Source organism: Lentilactobacillus kosonis (genome assembly GCF_003864335.1).
GTDB lineage: Bacteria > Bacillota > Bacilli > Lactobacillales > Lactobacillaceae > Lentilactobacillus > Lentilactobacillus kosonis.
Genome location: NZ_BEXA01000002.1, coordinates 444,247 through 460,454, shown reverse-complemented (window position 1 = coordinate 460,454; position 16,208 = coordinate 444,247). Strand labels below are relative to the sequence as shown.

At 36.1% G+C, this 16,208-nt stretch carries 22 protein-coding genes and 4 pseudogenes; 24 read left to right on the top strand and 2 right to left on the bottom strand.

Annotated features, from left to right (window positions below; all coding sequences use genetic code 11):
* Positions 1-45: 45 nt before the first annotated feature.
* The 20 genes and pseudogenes from NBRC111893_RS05250 (at position 46) to NBRC111893_RS05170 (ending at position 12,933) form a co-directional block, all read left to right on the top strand.
* On the top strand, positions 46-234 hold the full coding sequence (locus NBRC111893_RS05250; RefSeq protein WP_125008250.1) for a hypothetical protein: 189 nt from the start codon (positions 46-48) through the stop codon (positions 232-234).
* A complete protein-coding gene (locus tag NBRC111893_RS05245) occupies positions 231-599 on the top strand; it encodes a TetR-like C-terminal domain-containing protein (RefSeq protein ID WP_160114449.1) in 369 nt (122 codons plus the stop codon). Before NBRC111893_RS05250 ends, NBRC111893_RS05245 begins: the two co-directional genes overlap by 4 nt.
* Positions 600-719: 120 nt before the next feature.
* Complete coding sequence (locus NBRC111893_RS05240) at positions 720-1,457, top strand: YebC/PmpR family DNA-binding transcriptional regulator (RefSeq protein ID WP_125008248.1); 738 nt, start codon at positions 720-722, stop codon at positions 1,455-1,457.
* Positions 1,458-1,551: 94 nt separating this feature from the next.
* On the top strand, positions 1,552-1,905 hold the full coding sequence (locus NBRC111893_RS11810) for an ATPase, T2SS/T4P/T4SS family (RefSeq protein ID WP_261341427.1): 354 nt from the start codon (positions 1,552-1,554) through the stop codon (positions 1,903-1,905).
* A 37-nt stretch (positions 1,906-1,942) separates the two neighbouring features.
* Positions 1,943-2,467: a GspE family protein gene (locus tag NBRC111893_RS11805; RefSeq protein ID WP_261341426.1), complete on the top strand. Its 525-nt coding sequence runs from the start codon at positions 1,943-1,945 to the stop codon at positions 2,465-2,467.
* On the top strand, positions 2,460-3,485 hold the full coding sequence (locus NBRC111893_RS05230) for a type II secretion system F family protein (protein WP_160114448.1): 1,026 nt from the start codon (positions 2,460-2,462) through the stop codon (positions 3,483-3,485). Before NBRC111893_RS11805 ends, NBRC111893_RS05230 begins: the two co-directional genes overlap by 8 nt.
* Before the next feature lie 2 nt (positions 3,486-3,487).
* Positions 3,488-3,553, top strand: a pseudogene (locus NBRC111893_RS12290) (hypothetical protein); the annotation flags it as partial.
* A gap of 25 nt (positions 3,554-3,578) precedes the next feature.
* On the top strand, positions 3,579-3,818 hold the full coding sequence (locus tag NBRC111893_RS05225; protein ID WP_439957177.1) for a competence protein ComGC: 240 nt from the start codon (positions 3,579-3,581) through the stop codon (positions 3,816-3,818).
* 13 nt (positions 3,819-3,831) lie between these two features.
* Positions 3,832-4,242, top strand: coding sequence for a hypothetical protein (locus NBRC111893_RS05220; RefSeq protein ID WP_125008246.1), 411 nt, complete (start codon positions 3,832-3,834; stop codon positions 4,240-4,242).
* Positions 4,229-4,417, top strand: coding sequence for a type II secretion system protein (locus tag NBRC111893_RS05215; protein WP_125008245.1), 189 nt, complete (start codon positions 4,229-4,231; stop codon positions 4,415-4,417). Before NBRC111893_RS05220 ends, NBRC111893_RS05215 begins: the two co-directional genes overlap by 14 nt.
* Complete coding sequence (locus NBRC111893_RS05210) at positions 4,401-4,817, top strand: ComGF family competence protein (RefSeq protein ID WP_125008244.1); 417 nt, start codon at positions 4,401-4,403, stop codon at positions 4,815-4,817. The genes NBRC111893_RS05215 and NBRC111893_RS05210 overlap by 17 nt, the downstream gene beginning before the upstream one ends.
* A 161-nt stretch (positions 4,818-4,978) precedes the next feature.
* Positions 4,979-5,248, top strand: a pseudogene (locus NBRC111893_RS12115) (hypothetical protein); the annotation flags it as partial.
* Between the two features lie 27 nt (positions 5,249-5,275).
* Complete coding sequence (locus tag NBRC111893_RS05205; RefSeq protein ID WP_225417598.1) at positions 5,276-6,052, top strand: class I SAM-dependent methyltransferase; 777 nt, start codon at positions 5,276-5,278, stop codon at positions 6,050-6,052.
* A 29-nt stretch (positions 6,053-6,081) separates the two neighbouring features.
* Positions 6,082-7,272 carry an acetate/propionate family kinase gene (locus tag NBRC111893_RS05200; protein ID WP_125008243.1) on the top strand — a complete coding sequence of 397 codons (1,191 nt, stop codon included), beginning with the start codon at positions 6,082-6,084 and terminating at the stop codon, positions 7,270-7,272.
* 111 nt (positions 7,273-7,383) lie between these two features.
* Entirely contained in the window at positions 7,384-8,763 is a 1,380-nt protein-coding gene (locus tag NBRC111893_RS05195; protein ID WP_125008242.1) for an amino acid permease, read from the top strand.
* A 164-nt stretch (positions 8,764-8,927) separates the two neighbouring features.
* A pseudogene (locus NBRC111893_RS05190) lies at positions 8,928-9,541 on the top strand (metallophosphoesterase).
* Position 9,542: 1 nt separating this feature from the next.
* Positions 9,543-10,838 carry a bifunctional metallophosphatase/5'-nucleotidase gene (locus NBRC111893_RS05185; protein ID WP_439957173.1) on the top strand — a complete coding sequence of 432 codons (1,296 nt, stop codon included), beginning with the start codon at positions 9,543-9,545 and terminating at the stop codon, positions 10,836-10,838.
* 117 nt (positions 10,839-10,955) lie between these two features.
* Positions 10,956-11,429 (top strand): YutD-like domain-containing protein, encoded by a 474-nt coding sequence (locus NBRC111893_RS05180; protein ID WP_160114447.1) that lies wholly within the window; start codon positions 10,956-10,958, stop codon positions 11,427-11,429.
* Between the two features lie 130 nt (positions 11,430-11,559).
* Positions 11,560-12,336 carry a TIGR01457 family HAD-type hydrolase gene (locus tag NBRC111893_RS05175; RefSeq protein ID WP_125008240.1) on the top strand — a complete coding sequence of 259 codons (777 nt, stop codon included), beginning with the start codon at positions 11,560-11,562 and terminating at the stop codon, positions 12,334-12,336.
* Between the two features lie 3 nt (positions 12,337-12,339).
* Positions 12,340-12,933 (top strand): TIGR01906 family membrane protein, encoded by a 594-nt coding sequence (locus NBRC111893_RS05170; protein WP_225417597.1) that lies wholly within the window; start codon positions 12,340-12,342, stop codon positions 12,931-12,933.
* A 64-nt stretch (positions 12,934-12,997) separates the two neighbouring features.
* Here the strand turns inward: NBRC111893_RS05170 and NBRC111893_RS05165 are convergent, their stop codons facing one another.
* Positions 12,998-13,186 carry a PspC domain-containing protein gene (locus NBRC111893_RS05165; RefSeq protein WP_125008239.1) on the bottom strand — a complete coding sequence of 63 codons (189 nt, stop codon included), beginning with the start codon at positions 13,184-13,186 and terminating at the stop codon, positions 12,998-13,000.
* 117 nt (positions 13,187-13,303) lie between these two features.
* Between NBRC111893_RS05165 and NBRC111893_RS05160 the strand changes: the two genes are divergently transcribed.
* Positions 13,304-13,555: a hypothetical protein gene (locus NBRC111893_RS05160; protein ID WP_125008238.1), complete on the top strand. Its 252-nt coding sequence runs from the start codon at positions 13,304-13,306 to the stop codon at positions 13,553-13,555.
* A gap of 82 nt (positions 13,556-13,637) precedes the next feature.
* Positions 13,638-14,811, top strand: a pseudogene (locus NBRC111893_RS05155) (hydroxymethylglutaryl-CoA synthase).
* A 39-nt stretch (positions 14,812-14,850) separates the two neighbouring features.
* Here the strand turns inward: NBRC111893_RS05155 and lexA are convergent.
* Positions 14,851-15,477, bottom strand: a complete 627-nt coding sequence (gene lexA / locus NBRC111893_RS05150; RefSeq protein WP_125008237.1) for a transcriptional repressor LexA — start codon at positions 15,475-15,477, stop codon at positions 14,851-14,853.
* Between the two features lie 149 nt (positions 15,478-15,626).
* On the opposite strand from lexA, the gene NBRC111893_RS05145 reads away from it, so the two are divergent.
* Entirely contained in the window at positions 15,627-15,875 is a 249-nt protein-coding gene (locus NBRC111893_RS05145; protein ID WP_125008273.1) for a DUF896 domain-containing protein, read from the top strand.
* Between the two features lie 97 nt (positions 15,876-15,972).
* Positions 15,973-16,197: a YneF family protein gene (locus NBRC111893_RS05140; RefSeq protein WP_125008236.1), complete on the top strand. Its 225-nt coding sequence runs from the start codon at positions 15,973-15,975 to the stop codon at positions 16,195-16,197.
* Positions 16,198-16,208: the final 11 nt, after the last annotated feature.

Sequence of the window (16,208 nt, the reverse complement as noted above, 5' to 3'; positions counted from 1 at the left end):
ATGGGGTAAATATATGGTTGACAGAAAGTTGGTAATTTGTAAACTATGACGCCACAAGAAGTAAAAAAACAAAAGTTAACCGACATTTTTTATGCATTGATGGAACTTGGTCGAGATAAGCCAATAATGGATATTGGAGTAGCTGAATTATGTCGGAATGCAAAGTATCAAGGACATACTACTACAAACGCTTTAGCTCATTTGAACAAATTATTACCGATTATGAGTTCATGAAGATGTCAAAGTATTTAAGAGAATTACCTAATCGTCAGACTATTAAAACTAGTGAGTTAATGAAACATTATTTTCAAATGGTCAGCTTAGATAAGGAAATGCAAATTGGAATGTCTGAAACTGCTAATACCGATTTGTTGATTTCAGCTTTTAAAACCACCCAGATGTATTTAGCAAAGGTTGGGATTATTGGTAAGATTAGGGGCAGTCTTAGCAATGTTAATCAAAGCTATTGGGATGACTTTTTGAGTGGAGCCGTGGTTAATGTGTCTTTAAAATGGCTAAATGATGGGATGAAAGAATCTCCTGAGTATATGGGAAAATTAATTGCCAGTTTTGTTAGTCATCAAGATGCGATTGGTTAATACTCAACAGGGTATGAATACTAATTAGCTCCTGTCCTTGAAACAAGCTGTTTAATTTGGTAAACTCATAGGGTATGTAAACAGTAATTAAATTAAATTCAGAAAAGAGTTGTTAAGGAAATGTCAGGACATTCAAAATGGCATAATATTCAAGGTCGTAAAAACGCTCAGGATGCAAAACGTGGAAAAATCTTCCAAAAGATTTCTCGTGACTTGTACCAAGCCGCTAAAGCAGGTGATCCTGATCCAGACAATAACCCACAACTTCGTTTGGTAATGGATAAGGCTCGTGCAGCCAACATGCCTAAAGATAACGTTCAACGTGCTATTGACAAGGCTTCTGGTCTTGGTGGAGCTAAGTTTGAGGAAATCACTTATGAAGGATATGGACCTGGTGGTACTGCAATCATGGTTTCTGCATTGACAGATAATAAAAACCGGACTGCAGCAGCCGTTCGTTCAGCCTTTACTCACCATGGCGGTTCTCTTGGAGCTAGTGGTTCAGTTTCTTACATGTTTGATCGTAAGGGAATTATCGAAATTCTTCGTGAAGACCTTGATACTGATGAAGACACTATGCTTATGGATGCTTTAGATGCTGGTGCTGATGATATGCAAACAAGTGACGACATGTTTGAAATTTTCACTGACGCACAATCTTTAGCAAGTGCTCGTGATGCGCTTCAAGAAAAAGGTTACAACTTGGAAACAGCAGAAGTTCGTTTGTTCCCTGAAACCACTACTGAAGTTCCGGGTGACAAGATTTCACAATACACCGGTTTGATTGACGAACTTGAAGAAAACGATGATGTTCAAGATGTGTATGAAGCCGCTGTTTTACCTGAATCAGCAGAATAAAAATTAAAATGTTCTAAGCCAACCTTGAAAAAGGTTGGCTTTTTTGTCGGGTTTTAAAAATTTTTTTCGTAATTAATAACTACGAGGTGAAATTATGAAGATTGATAAGTATATAAAAGAAATGTTTACGGTTGCAACCGGTAACCGAAGTTCTGACATTTACTTTCTTTGTCAAAATAGAAAATATCAAATTGTTATGCGCACCAACAAAGGTATAACGGAATACGACACAATTAGTATGAACTTGGCGAGTCAAATTATTAACAGTCTAAAATACTCTGCTGAAATGGCGGTCAGTGAAAAGCGACGCCCTCAGACAGGTAAAGTATTTTGGCGAGATTATCCATTAAGGTTATCGACAGTTGGCGATGTAAATGGTAATGAATCATTGGTAATCAGAATCATATATGATAATGAATCATCAAAATTAAATTTTCAATGGTTGTGAGTACAGTAATATTCGAAAGTTATGTAGAAAACGAGGAATGGTTGTCTTTGCCGGACCAACTGGGTCTGGCAAGACTAGTACCATCTATAAACTAGCTTCTGAATTGAGTGAGGACCAGATAATTATGACAATTGAAGATCCAATTGAAATAAGTAGCGAATCTTTTTTGCAATTACAGATTAATGAAGCAGCGGGCTTGAATTACGCAGAACTGATTAAAGTTGGGTTACGACACCGACCTGACGCTTTTATCATTGGTGAAATTCGCGATTCTAAAACCGCTAATGCGGCAATTCAGGCTGCATTGTCTGGGCATTTAGTCTTAACTACAATTCACGCTCAAAGCCCATCAGGGGTTATCAAGCGACTAAAAAATTTAGGCATTGATAATGAATACATTGACCAAGCATTAACTGGAGTTGCATACCAAAGACTTGTTACTACAAAGAATGATGATCAGCAAGCCTTATTAGTCAGTCACCCAGCTTCTGAACTTAATCAGGGCGAATATGATTGGAGTAGATGGCAATTGTATTTAAAGGGAGGAGTCGATGATGGTTAAATTGACAGCTCTGAAGCCAGCCGCTATCAATTCGGATAGGTGGTCAATTAAAGTCAAGACGCAATTCTTTAAAAGCGTAGGAACTTTAATTTGTTCAGGATTTTCACTCAACCACGCTTTGCTATTCATCTCTGAAACTGAACCGCAATTAACAAGAGCAATTGAAAAAATCACCGCCAATTTGGCTAATGGCGAATCATTTGCGGGCAGTGTCAGACAATTTTTGGACATTGAAACGTATCAACAGATTCTCGTGGCTGAAAAGCATGGCCAATTATCAACAACCCTGAAGGAGTTAGCCAAATTTTTTGATGCTAGGGAACGGCAAGCCAAAAAGATTCAAGAATTATTAGCCTACCCGATTTTTTTGATTGCAATCCTGACATTGATTGTTATTGGAATTAAAGTCATTATCATGCCAAGCGTTTCAGATATTACAAATACTGGAAGTCATGCTAGTAGCAGAAACCTGTTTGGTTGGTTAATAATTCTGGTGGGGATTGTTGTCTTTGGAATGATAGTCGTGTTCATTAGGAAGAAAAATAATTTACAAAGAATAACCATATTGGTGAAATTGCCAATCATGGGCAAAGTGGTGCGGGCATATCTTAATTACTACCTTTCAGGTAATCTGGCCGTGTTATTAAAAAACGGTTTATCAATTAAGAAAATAATTGAGTTACTTCACACATTTGACCAGCAATCATTGTTATATAGTTTGGGTGCTTCATTGAATCGTGATCTGGTCGGTGGAACAGATATTATTGTAGTGGCTTCCCAATATCAATTTATTTCAAGGGAAATGATCAATTTTTTAAATAGTGGAATGACTACTCCTCAAGTGGCACAATCAATGTCCGCATATTCTCAAAATTGCTTTGCTGAGTTTGCTAATCAAATTGATCGTTTGATAAATCTGGTTCAACCAGTAATGTTTTGTGTAATTGGAATCGCGATTGTTGCCAGCTATTTTCAATTACTAATGCCAATTTATGACTCATTAAAGGAGATTTATTAAGGTTGAGAAAGATAGATATACGAAAACAAGTTAATAAACAAAGACAAGGATTTACTTTAATTGAAATGACAATTGTTCTTTTTATTCATTTCATTGTTAATTCTCATTATCATCCCAAACTTATCTACTCAGCGAAAACATGCCCAAGGAATTCATTCGAACGCAATGGTATCAGTTGTGCAATCACAATTGGATGCTTATGTTAGTGAGTTTCCTAAGCAGGATAAGATTACATTTGCTGACTTACAACAAGAAGGTTATTTAAGTAAAAGACAAGTTAAAGAAGCTCAGGACAATGGCATCAAAATTAAGGCAAGCAAAGTTGTCAAGTAGAGCGGGATTTACTATGGCGGAAAGTATTATTGGATTGATGATTTTCTCGATGATCATTGGATTGACCGTTAGTTTAGGAGTAGGAATTAAGAACCAGCATCTGGATAGCAAGACGTTTTTCGAAGAATACAATCGTTGTTTTAAGTCGGCTCAGAATCGTAGCTTACTAAACCATAAGAAAATAAAAATTCAAGTGAATAGAAAAAATCATGAAATTAAATTTTGTGATTTTTATTCAGACAAGAATAACTTTACGATTTCTTATCCAGAAATAATTCAGCCTAATAAATACCAGGAAATTATAATCACGGAAGGTGGATTTACCAGTCCTCGAACAATTCATTGGTTAGATAAAAACGGAAATATAAAATATTCTCAGAAAATACAACTGGGGTGGGGAGGATTTGTCGTTGAAAAGAATTAATCATGATGGATTTACATTGGTGGATTCATTAGTTGGATTGACGATTATCACGCTATTTAGTTGCTTGTATTTATTGGTTAATCATCAAATGTATGTTCAGAATCAGCAAGACCACGTTCGACTGGAACATACTAGAACTAAATTTGAGGTAGCTAGGGATGATAATCAAGAATGATCAAGACCATGGCTTTGTTTTAGCAGAAGCAATTATTAGTCTGATTATTATTTTGTTTGGTTGTAACATTATGCTAGCAAGTTTGAAGGTCGTTAATAAACCATCAAACTATCAGCAAATTTCTTTCTATCGATTAGTTAGCTTACTTGAAAGCGATAAGTTTAATTTCAAGTTTAAGACAGCCAGCAAAGATGCCATTATTTTATCAAGTTCAGTAACTAAAAAGAATTATCGCCTCAGAAAGGTCAATGATGTTGTGTTTCTGGCAGGACATGAGAATGGTTATGTGCCTTTGCTGAATAATGTTAAGGTTATAAAATTTTATGAAGTTCAGCGGGACATACGCCTAAATGTGGAGTTTAACAATGGAGAAGAGTGTCATGCGCAGTTGGATCTGTAAATTTAACAAGCAACCGGGTGGATATTTAACAATAGTAGCAATTATATTTGCGACAATTATTACTTTTTGTTTGGTTATTCAAGTTAACGGATTTTATCAACAACATGCTAATGTCAGTGATTTGATCAAATCATATCAAGGAAGGTAAATGTTTGTGAACTATTATCTTTCTTGAATTAAGTACCCCTTTTCTGGTAGTATTTAACAGTACAAACACTTGTGAAAAGGGGCTGACTAAGCTGAGTGATGAACAGATTACCAAAATTTTTAATGTATTTGACACAATAACTGAGGTTGTTAGAAATACAAGAGATTCATCATGGATAGATGGTTTAATTGAAGCATTAAGTGATATTCTCGAAGGAGAGCCTCAAGGTGGGGAGCTTAGTGATTCTGATGCTAAAAAGATTCAAACTGAAATTGATAAGTTTGATGAAATTGAATATGAACCTAATACCTTGCGAAAAGCTTTGCAAATGATGATCCTAAAAGTATCAAAATCGGATCGATTACAAGCTAATTATCAGTTAACTCCAGATACGATTGGGGATGTAGTTAGCTATATTGCTTCTGGATTATTGGAAAATCGCCAGTCCCTGAGTATCTTAGATCCCGCAATGGGAACGGGTAATTTATTAACCACAGTAATTAATGGTTTAACAAATAATATTGATGTGAGCGTTCATCCATATGGGTTAGAAAATGATGATGCAATGTTTGAAATAGCTGCTGGATCATTTGAACTTCAGCAAATTCAAGCTGATTTATACCATGAAGATGCGATTACTGACGTAATGGTTCCAAAAGTCGATTTGATCGTTTCTGATTTACCAATTGGCTATTATCCAATTGATGAAAATGTTACTAACTTTGAAACCAAAGCAGAAAAAGGGCATTCATTTGTTCACCATTTATTCCTTGAAATGGCAGCTAATCATCTAAGTGATGGCGGAATTGGAATTTTTCTTGTTCCATCTGCAATTTTTAAGTCCGATGAGGCCAAATCTTTGCTAAAATGGATGCAGGGTAAAGTTTATCTACAAGGCTTGTTAAATCTACCGAAGGATTTATTTGCTAATGAAGCGGCTCAAAAGTCGATTTTGATTTTGCAAAAATTGGTGGCAGTGCTAAGCAAGCTGAACCAGTCATGTTGGGTGAATTTCCGTCATTTAAAGATGCTAAGGGCGTTCAAGCGTTTCTTACTGAAGTTGATGACTGGCGGAAAAAGAATATGAATAAATAGAATTGAGGAGTAATTATTGTTATGGGAAAATCGATCGCAATTAATGCTGGAAGTTCAACATTGAAATTTAAACTTTTTGAGATGCCAAACGAAAAGTTATTAGCTCTTGGAGCAATCGAAAGAATTGGATTAGGTAATTCTGACGTTGAAATCAAATATGGTGACGGTAAAAAGTATACTGATACTTTAGATATTAAAAACCATGATGAAGCAATTCAATTGTTGCTTGATAAGTTAATTAGTTTAAAAATTCTTGAAAGTTTTGATGAAATTACTGGTGTAGGTCATCGAGTAGTTGCTGGTGGTGAATACTTTACTGATTCCGTAATCATTGATGACAAAACTTTACAAGAAATTGAATCATTAAGAGAATTTGCTCCACTACATGAGCCAGCTAATGTGCTAGGAATTAAAGCATTTAAAAAAATCTTGCCTGATGTTATCAGTGTGGCAGTATTTGATACGTCATTCCATACCACTTTGCCAGAAGTAAACTATATGTACAGTCTTCCTTATGAATATTACGAAAAGCACAAAGCAAGAAAATATGGTGCTCATGGTACCAGTTACCGTTATGTATCACAAAGAGCTGCTGACATGCTTGGAAAACCTTTGGAAGATCTAAAACTTGTTGTGCTTCATCTTGGTGCTGGTGCATCAATCGATGCCATTAAGGATGGTAAGTCGTATGATACTTCAATGGGCTTTTCACCCGTTGCGGGAATTACGATGGCAACACGTTCAGGTGATGTGGATCCTTCGGTACTTCAATACGTTATGGACAAAGAAAACATTACGAACTTTGATGATATGATTGATATTTTAAATCACAAGTCAGGATTGATTGGAATTTCTGGTGTTTCTGCCGATATGCGTGAGGTCGAAGAAGCTCAGACCGAAAACCACCGTGCTCATTTAGCTCGGGATATGTTTATGAACCGAGTAGTTCGTTATATTGGTAGTTATGTTGCTGAAATGGGCGGAATTGATGCCCTAGTATTTACAGCCGGCATTGGTGAAAACAGTATTACTCTACGCCAAGAATTGACAGATCAATTATCATACTTTGGTATTAAAGTTGATTCAGAAAAGAATAATATTCGTGGTGTTGAACGTGACATTAGTACAAATGACGCTACCGTTAAGACATTGTTGATTCCAACCGATGAGGAATTAATGATCGTCCGTGATATCGAAAGATTACGTAAATAGAATAATTAAGAAAGTCGTGAGGAAATCTCACGGCTTTTTTGATATTTATTAAATATAAATGATACAATGGATTGGTAACTTTAAGTAGCTTATAATTTCGGAGGTGGATTTTTGCAATCTAAGGGTGAAGGTGAACAGCTGTCGCGAGGTTTAAAGAACCGACATGTTCAGTTGATTGCATTGGGTGGTACGATTGGTACCGGACTTTTTCTTGGAGCTGGTCAGTCGATTCAATTAGCTGGGCCAGCAATTATATTTTCATACATAATCGCTGGAATTGCGTGCTTTTTATTGATGCGGGCGCTTGGTGAACTATTAATTTCAGATGTTGATAGTAATTCATTTGTCCACTTTATTAAAAAATATATGGGTGATCGAGCTCATTTTGTGATCGGTTGGACTTACTGGACATGCTGGATTGCTATTGCAATGGCCGAAGTCACTGCATCAGGTTTGTATATTCAGTATTGGTTTCCCAAAATGCCAGTTTGGCTAACCGGGTTGATTATATTGGTTGTGTTATTTTTGATTAATATCTTTGCTGTCGCAGCCTTTGGTGAAACCGAGTTTTGGTTTGCAATGATCAAAGTTGTGGCAATTATCGCATTGATTGTTGTGGGAATTGTATTAGTAGCTATTAACTACAAAACTCCATATGGTTACGCATCATTGGGCAACATCTCTAAGGGAGGCATGTTTCCTCATCATCTTTCTGGTTTTCTTCTATCATTTCAAATGGTATTGTTTAGCTTTGCTGGAATTGAAATGATTGGGATGACTGCTTCTGAAACGCAGGATCCAGAAATAATTATTCCAAAGAGTATTAATGAAGTTCCAATGAGGGTGATTCTGTTTTATGTTGGTTCGTTATTAGCGTTAATGAGCATTTTTCCATGGCAACATGTTTCGCCCACGAGTAGTCCGTTCGTTCAAGTGTTCTCTGGAATTGGGATTAACTCTGCCGCAATGATTATCAATTTTGTGGTTTTGACTGCTGCACTATCGGCATGTAATAGTTCCATTTTTACAACTGGTCGAATGTTGTTTTCGTTAACGTTCGAGAGCAAGTCAAAGTTTGGCCGAAAGGTTGGTAGCCTATCTAAACGTCAAATTCCGGTTAACGCCATCGTATTTTCAACGCTTGTGATTGCGTTAGTGGTGATTATTAGCGTGTTTATGCCTGGAAATGTGTTTAGTTTTATTTCAAGTGTAGCTACTACTTGTTTTTTATTTGTCTGGGGATCCATTGTGATTGCTCATTTAAAATATCGTAAAGAAGTTAAAGCCAATAATGAAGAAAAGTCCTTAAAATTTAAAATGCCTCTCTATCCGTTATCTGATTACTTTGTCTTGGCATTTTTAGCGTTCGTGGGAGTAATTTTGTTCTTTAAGACTGAAACTTTGATTGCCTTGATTGGTTCAGTTGTTTGGTTATTGGCGCTTTATCTTTTTAAAGTATTTTCTGATCGGGTAAAGCAAGATGATGAATAATGGGTTGAATAAAAATAAATGATAACTAATGAGGTACTCGAGGGATTATTATTCACTCCTGTACCTCATTTTTGTATACCTTATCAGGCGAGTGGTGTTTTAGATTACAGCTAGCGTAATCAGGTGGTATCATTATCGTATGAAATAGCATTGGAGACGATAAAATGCAATACTTTACATCGGACACACATTTTTTCATGAACAATTATTGGGAATGAGTGATTTTGCACCTCGACCGTTCTTAAATATTGAAGAAATGAATGATACAATTATTCGTAATTGGAATCAAGCTGTGGGAGAAAATGATATCGTATATCACCTGGGTGATATTGCCATGCTGCATACTCGACCAGCTAAAGCTGCATATGAGCAAATATTTGAAGTCTTAGACTCTCTTAATGGGAGATTAGTTTTGATTAAGGGTAATCATGATTCTCGTGATCTATTTAAATATTTAAATCAGCATAACCATCCAGTTGGTGATGGAATGAAATTTGAATTTCATGACGTTGGGGCGTTAATTAAGATGAATCACCGTCAATATTATTTAACTCATTATCCAATGATGATGGGAATAGTAAAACAAATTATTAATTTACATGGTCATATTCATCACTATGCGGTTCCAATTAAAGAAAATATCAATGTGGGAATCGATAGTCCAGAACTTGATTATCTTTCTGAAAAAGTGCCTTTCGGCGCACCACTATCATCTGCCCAAGTTGAAAAGATAGTAGAACAAAAGGCGATTGATTTGCTAAGAGAGGGTGATCGTTAAGATGAAGGAACAGTTAACCATATTACACACCAATGATCTGCATTCACATCTTGAAAATTGGCCTAAGATTAGACGCTTTTTACTTTCTGAACGAGATACTTTATTGGCAGGTAAGGACAATCACTCGGTAATCACAGTAGACTTGGGAGATGCTTTGGATAGGGCCCATCCATTAACTGAAGTGACCAACGGGCGTGCAAACGTTGAATTGTTAAATCAGATTCATTATGATGCTGTGACCATTGGTAATAACGAAGGATTGACTAATAGTCATGAACAGTTGAATGAATTGTATACCGATGCCAATTTTGATGTGGTTTTGGGAAATATTTTGGATAACCAAAATAATACTTATCCAACGTGGGCAAAACCTGATAAAATTATTACAACTACCCAAGGAACGCGAGTATTGATCTTGGGTATGACCGCACCGTATATTCTCACTTATCCAATACTAGGTTGGCAACCAATCAGTGCGGAAACGGTCATTCCTAAGTTGTTAGAGCAAAATCGTGGTCAATATGATATGGTAATTTTACTAAGTCACTTAGGAATTAATGAAGATCGCATTTTAGCCCGTAAGTTTCCGGAATTAACCGTGATTATCGGTTCTCATACCCATCATCTATTAGTTCATGGCGAGGTTGTTAATCAGTCGCTCTTGGCTGCTGCCGAAAAATGGGGCCACTATATTGGTGAAATCACTTTACAACTTAAAGATCATCAGGTGATTTCAAAAGAGGCTAAAGTGATTAAAACTGCTGAGTTACCTGAATTATCAGATGACGATGCCGAAATCAATGGGTATGAGCAGCAAGGTGAACGGTTATTAGCAAAAAATAAAATTGCCAGGCTTTCGACTGACATGGATACCCATCTGACTGGTCATTCTCGGTTAGTAAATGAAGGGTTATATGCATTGATGGAGAAAGCGAATACTAAAGCGGCAATTTTAAATTCTGGTTTATTCATAACTAACTTGCCAGCAGGGGTTATCGACCGTAATCAATTGCATAAGATGTTGCCGCATGCAATGCATGTAATGAAGGTGACGTTGGATGGTTATAATCTGTGGAGATTGATGAAGGAAATGGAGAAAAATCGTAATTTCTTAGTTAAATTTCCACAAAAAGGCATGGGCTTCAGAGGTAAATATTTTGGCTTGCTTCACTATGGTGGCTTGAGGTTTGATGACGGCGGTCGGCTGTTATTTCATGAGGAACCTGTGTCACCAATTAAAACTTATGAGATAGCAATGCCTGATCACTACTTATTCATACCATTTTTCCAACATTAGATATCATTGGAAAAACGAAATTTTATATGATGAAAATTTACGGGATGTTTTTGGAGATTACTTAGCAAAAAATTACCCATTAACAAAGTAAGCATATTATTTATGGAGGTAAATTATTTGGAAAAAAGTGCGCTAGTTGAACTGCTTGCTGAAAAAAATGATCAGCAGGCTCCAATGGCCAAAATTATTCGTCAGTTCGATACTGAGTTTACGGTTAACGATCACCAATATGAAATTGATCCCAAATTTTTAGAATCGTTTGATTTTGAGGATTTCCGTCATCGATATAATCCAGCTTTAAGTCAATATGATTATATTGTTGGTGATTATAGTTATGATCAGTTAAGAATGAAAGGCTTTTTCGAGGTTGATCGTGCTAACGTTGATGGTCCGTTTGCTAATCAAATTACGGATTATGTATTAGAAATGGTCAACTTTGGGGCCAAATATTTTGTTGTTCATAATTTGGAAGCTCGGCCAATTACTCGGCGGAGCAATTCTGGCCATCAGGATAGTCAAAAAAGAAAGAGAAATAATAATTCTAACAAGAACAACCGACGAAAAAATGCACAAAAAAAACGGTTACGTTAAGCAGAAGGTGACTGCAAAAAAAGCTCCTCTTAACAAACGAAAGAAACGTTACTGTGAGCCAAGAAAAGAAATCATCCACCAAGCATAAGTTTGTGATTAAAGAAAATAAGGATTAACTCAGGAGATTAACATGAATAAGTATAAGGGTTATTTCATCGATTTAGACGGAACAATCTACGCTGGTAAAAAAAGAATTCCTGCAGCAAAGCGTTTTATTGAATCATTACAACAGCAATCGATTCCATTTTTATTTGTAACAAACAATTCTACCAAATTGCCTAAGGATGTTGTCATTGATTTGGCTGATAATCATGACATTCATGTGAGTGAAGATAATGTTTACACATCAGGAATGGCAACGGCTGATTATATCGAAGGTCAAACTGATAAACCTGCTAAGACTTCAGTTTATATTGTTGGTGAAATGGGATTATATCAAGCAATTCTGGCTAAAGGCTTTAAATTAGACAAAGTTAATCCCGATTTTGTTGTAGTTGGTTTGGATTCAGATTTAACCTATGAAAAGTTAACCGAGGCCGTGCTGGCGGTAAGAAATGGTTCCGCATTTATTGGCACTAATCCCGATACGAACATTCCTAAGGAGCGCGGCATGCTTCCTGGGGCAGGAACAGTGGTTAAATTCGTAGAACATGCTACGCAACAAGAGTCAGTGATGATTGGTAAACCAAATGCAATGATTCTTAATAACGCATTGAAAAAAATTGGATTAACTAGAGATGAAGTGATCATGGTTGGTGACAATTACAATACCGATATTATGGCAGGAATTAACGCTGAAATTGACACTTTGCTAGTTTATTCAGGATTATCAACTAAGAATGAAGTTAGTAAGCAATCCATTTTGCCAACCTTCCAAATTGATTCGCTTGATGAATGGGAAGTTTAAAGAATGCAGAATATTTCTAGCAAGCAATGGCTGATTGGTATTTGTATTATATTATTTTCACTTTCATTGGCGATATTTTTAACTGTTAATTCGGTATGGCTTTTTACAATTAATATGCACAGTCAAAATCTGGATGAAGTAACTGGGTTATCATTTTCACAAATGCATCAGGACTATGTTCGAATAGTTAATTATTTGCAGAATCCAATTGTAAGTCATTTAAAATTTATGTATTTTCGAAGTTCTGCAGCGGGAATGTTACATTTTAGAGATGTCAGACATTTAATAATGCTCAATAATATTGTATTGATAATTTTGATTCCATTAACTATTAAATGTCGCCGGCATTTATTGAAGAACAACCTGGGGTGGTTAATTATGAGCCCGATTAAAATCGCCGTGACCGTTTCTGGAATGCTGATAACTTTAATGGCAATTAATTTTGAACAAACGTTTATTTGGTTTCACGAAGTCTTATTTAGAAATGAGGATTGGATTTTTGATCCTAATAAAGATCCTGTTATCAATATGTTGCCCGAAAGTCTATTTCTGCAGCTGTTTTTACTTTTTTTTGGTTTTGTTTTTTGTTTTTCTTAGCAATTTGGTATTGGTGGGCAAAACGCCAATTAAAAAACGCCCAACTTGGGCGCTAATTGATTGGCTATTCTGGATCACGCATTAAAATCCATAGGACTAAGTAAGCGATAATTCCCGGAAACATTGGAGTAATTGCTAGTAATACAAATAAAATTCGAACTAGATTTGAATTCCAATTATACTGTTCGCTAATTCCGCCGATGACACCGGCAATCATTTTATCATTAGCTGAACGGTGAATATTAATTTTCATAAGTTTATCCTCCTAATGATATTTTATAATTTAAGTTTAAAGCTTAGCTAGGGTTATAGCAATTATTGAGTTCCTATGATATATTATTAAACTAGAAAACGATTGGTAGGAGATTAGATGTTAACTTTATATGTAGATGGTAATTTAGGTAATCAAGAGGTAGAACTTTCAGACGGAAGCACTGGTCAATTGTCGGGTGTTAGAATTGGCGGTTCTGTTCTCGGGAATAATGGACTAACTGTTCAATGGACATTTGTTTCAGTTGGTGGGGTCCACGAAGGATTTGTTTATGCTGGTATGTTCAGTGACGGTATGACAATTGAATCAATTAGTGGTAAAGAGAAATACCAAATTAAGATGAAAAAGTAGTTGTTTAGGTACATATGCTGATAAACTATGGTGAGTGGGTTAAACCTTCACCATAGTTTGTTTTATTTTTGGAGGAACCAGTATGAATGTGGGAATTGAAAAAATTGGGTTCTATACGGCACCTTATTACATTGATATGGTCGATTTAGCTAATGCAAGACGGCAAGATCCAAACAAATTTTTGGTTGGAATTGGCCAAAAACAACAATCGGTGATTCCGCCATCTCAAGATGTTGTCACGATGGCGGCGAATGCCGCCGCTGATATTTTGACATCCGATGACAAGGAACTAATTGATATGATTATTTTTGGTAGTGAGACAGGCATTGATAATTCTAAAGCAGCATCGATGTATCTGCAGTCTTTATTAGGTATTTCTGGTAGCGCTCGGGCATTTGAAATTAAGCAAGCGTGTTATGGTGCCACGGCTGGATTGCAGATGGGAATTAACTATCTAACGTTGCATCCTAAGCGAAAAGTGTTAGTTGTGGGAGCTGATATTGCGCGATATGGTTTAAACACTTCTGGTGAAGTTACCCAGGGTGGCGGGGCTGTAGTAATGCTACTTTCAAACAATCCTAAAATCATATCTTTTGATGGTCAAAGCACATTTTATTCAAAAAATATAATGGATTTTTGGCGTCCTATTTACACAAAAGAAGCTAAAGTTGATGGCCATTATTCAAATGATGTCTATATTGATTTCTTCAATCGAACATTTAAGCAGTATTTAGAACGTTATTCGTTAAAGCTTAATGATTTTGCTGCTTTAGTTTTTCACGTGCCTTATCCTAAAATGGGCATTAAGGCCCTTAGAACGGTTGCTGATCAGCATGATCCGCAATATAAATCAATATGGGGCGAGTTTGCCAATTCAATCGTTTATAACTCCAGAGTGGGTAATTTGTATACAGGTCGCTTTACTTGAGTTTGATTTCATTGCTTGCTAACTCAGAAACTTTAACTTCTGGTGATAGAATCGGATTGTTTAGCTATGGCTCGGGTGCCCAAGGCGAATTTTTACGGGCAAATTAAATGACTTTGATAAATCACAATTGAAATCAACAATGGATCAGATTATTGAGTCGCGAGTAAAACTGACAATTAAAGAATATGAAGAGCTGTATAAACAAGGTTTGTTTGATAGCTCAGAACTAACAATCGATGTGTCAAAAGACAGGTCCCAATTTGTTTTAACTGGTAGGTTCAATGATAAGTTGACATATCGCGATCAAGTTAATGATATTAATTTTTAAAAAAGAGGAATGAATTATTAATTCATTCCTCTTAATTAGCTAGTAGATGTCTCCTCTAAATAAGCTTACTACTTTGCCTAATATGCTTACGCGGTTTAAAATAATCGGGGCCATGGTATCATTTTCAGGTTGTAACCTGAAGTGGTCACTTTCCTTGAAAAATCGTTTACAAGTGGCCTCATTTTCATCGGTCATAGCGATCACAATATCACCATTTTCTGCTGAAGATTGTTTTTGGACAATGACGTAGTCGCCATCTAAAATACCAGTATTAATCATACTTTCACCGCGAATTTGTAACATAAATAACGGTTGGTCATAAGTATTTAATGAACTTGGTAATGGAAAATAATCAGTTGCTTCTTCAACTGCCAAAATTGGCTCACCAGCGGTGACGGTTCCTAAAATGGGAATCTGCTTTTGATTAGGTGTAATGCCTAATTCATCCATTCCGGCTGGAGTGACTTCAAGAGCTCTAGGTTTCGAGGGGTCTTTGACAAGATAGCCTTTACGTTCTAATCTAGCAATGTGCCCATGCACAGTTGAAGTCGATGATAAATTCACAGCCTCACCAATTTCACGAACTGTAGGCGGATAGCCATGTTCGTTTACTTTTTCCCATATGTAATGTAAAATCTCTATTTGTTTGCTTTGGGTTGCTTTCATTGAAGACACCTCATCGTTCTTTATTATTGCATTAATCGTAACATAAACCACTAAGGCTTTCAAACACATGTTCGTATGAAGAAGGCCCGTTTAACATTGGAGGAATTAAATTGACTAAAGATAACACTAAGAAACACTCAGTTGAAGAAATCGGCGACGAAGTTTTAAAGAAAATCGTTCCCCGAATTAATGAATTAGCTAAGAAAGCTAAGGCCGAAGGCTTAACTGAAATTGAAAAACTGGAACAGTCTGATTTAAGAAAGAAATACGTTGCTAGATTCAAGGAAAACTTTAGAAGCCAAATCGAAATGATGAAAGTCTATGATGATAATGGTAAGGAAGTTACTCCCGATAAAGTTAAGAAAATTCAACGCAAAAAGGGATTACGAGACGACTAACTAATATATTAAATTCGTTTTTGTACTAAATTATCTTTATATTTTCACGTTTTTTGTGTAAGATTATTGATGATACGTAAATAAGGAGGCCGAAACATTGGCAACTTGGCTTTGGATTTTAATTGTAATCGTTGCGTTAATTGCTGGTTTGTTTGGTGGATTTTTCATTTCACGTCGTTATATGGAAAGATACTTGAAAGAAAATCCTCCATTTAGCGAAGATCAATTACGTCAAATGATGCTTCAAATGGGACAAAAACCTTCCCAAAAGAAACTTCACCAAATGATGAACGCGATGAAGTCACAAAATACTAAAAAATAAAAAGCGGGATG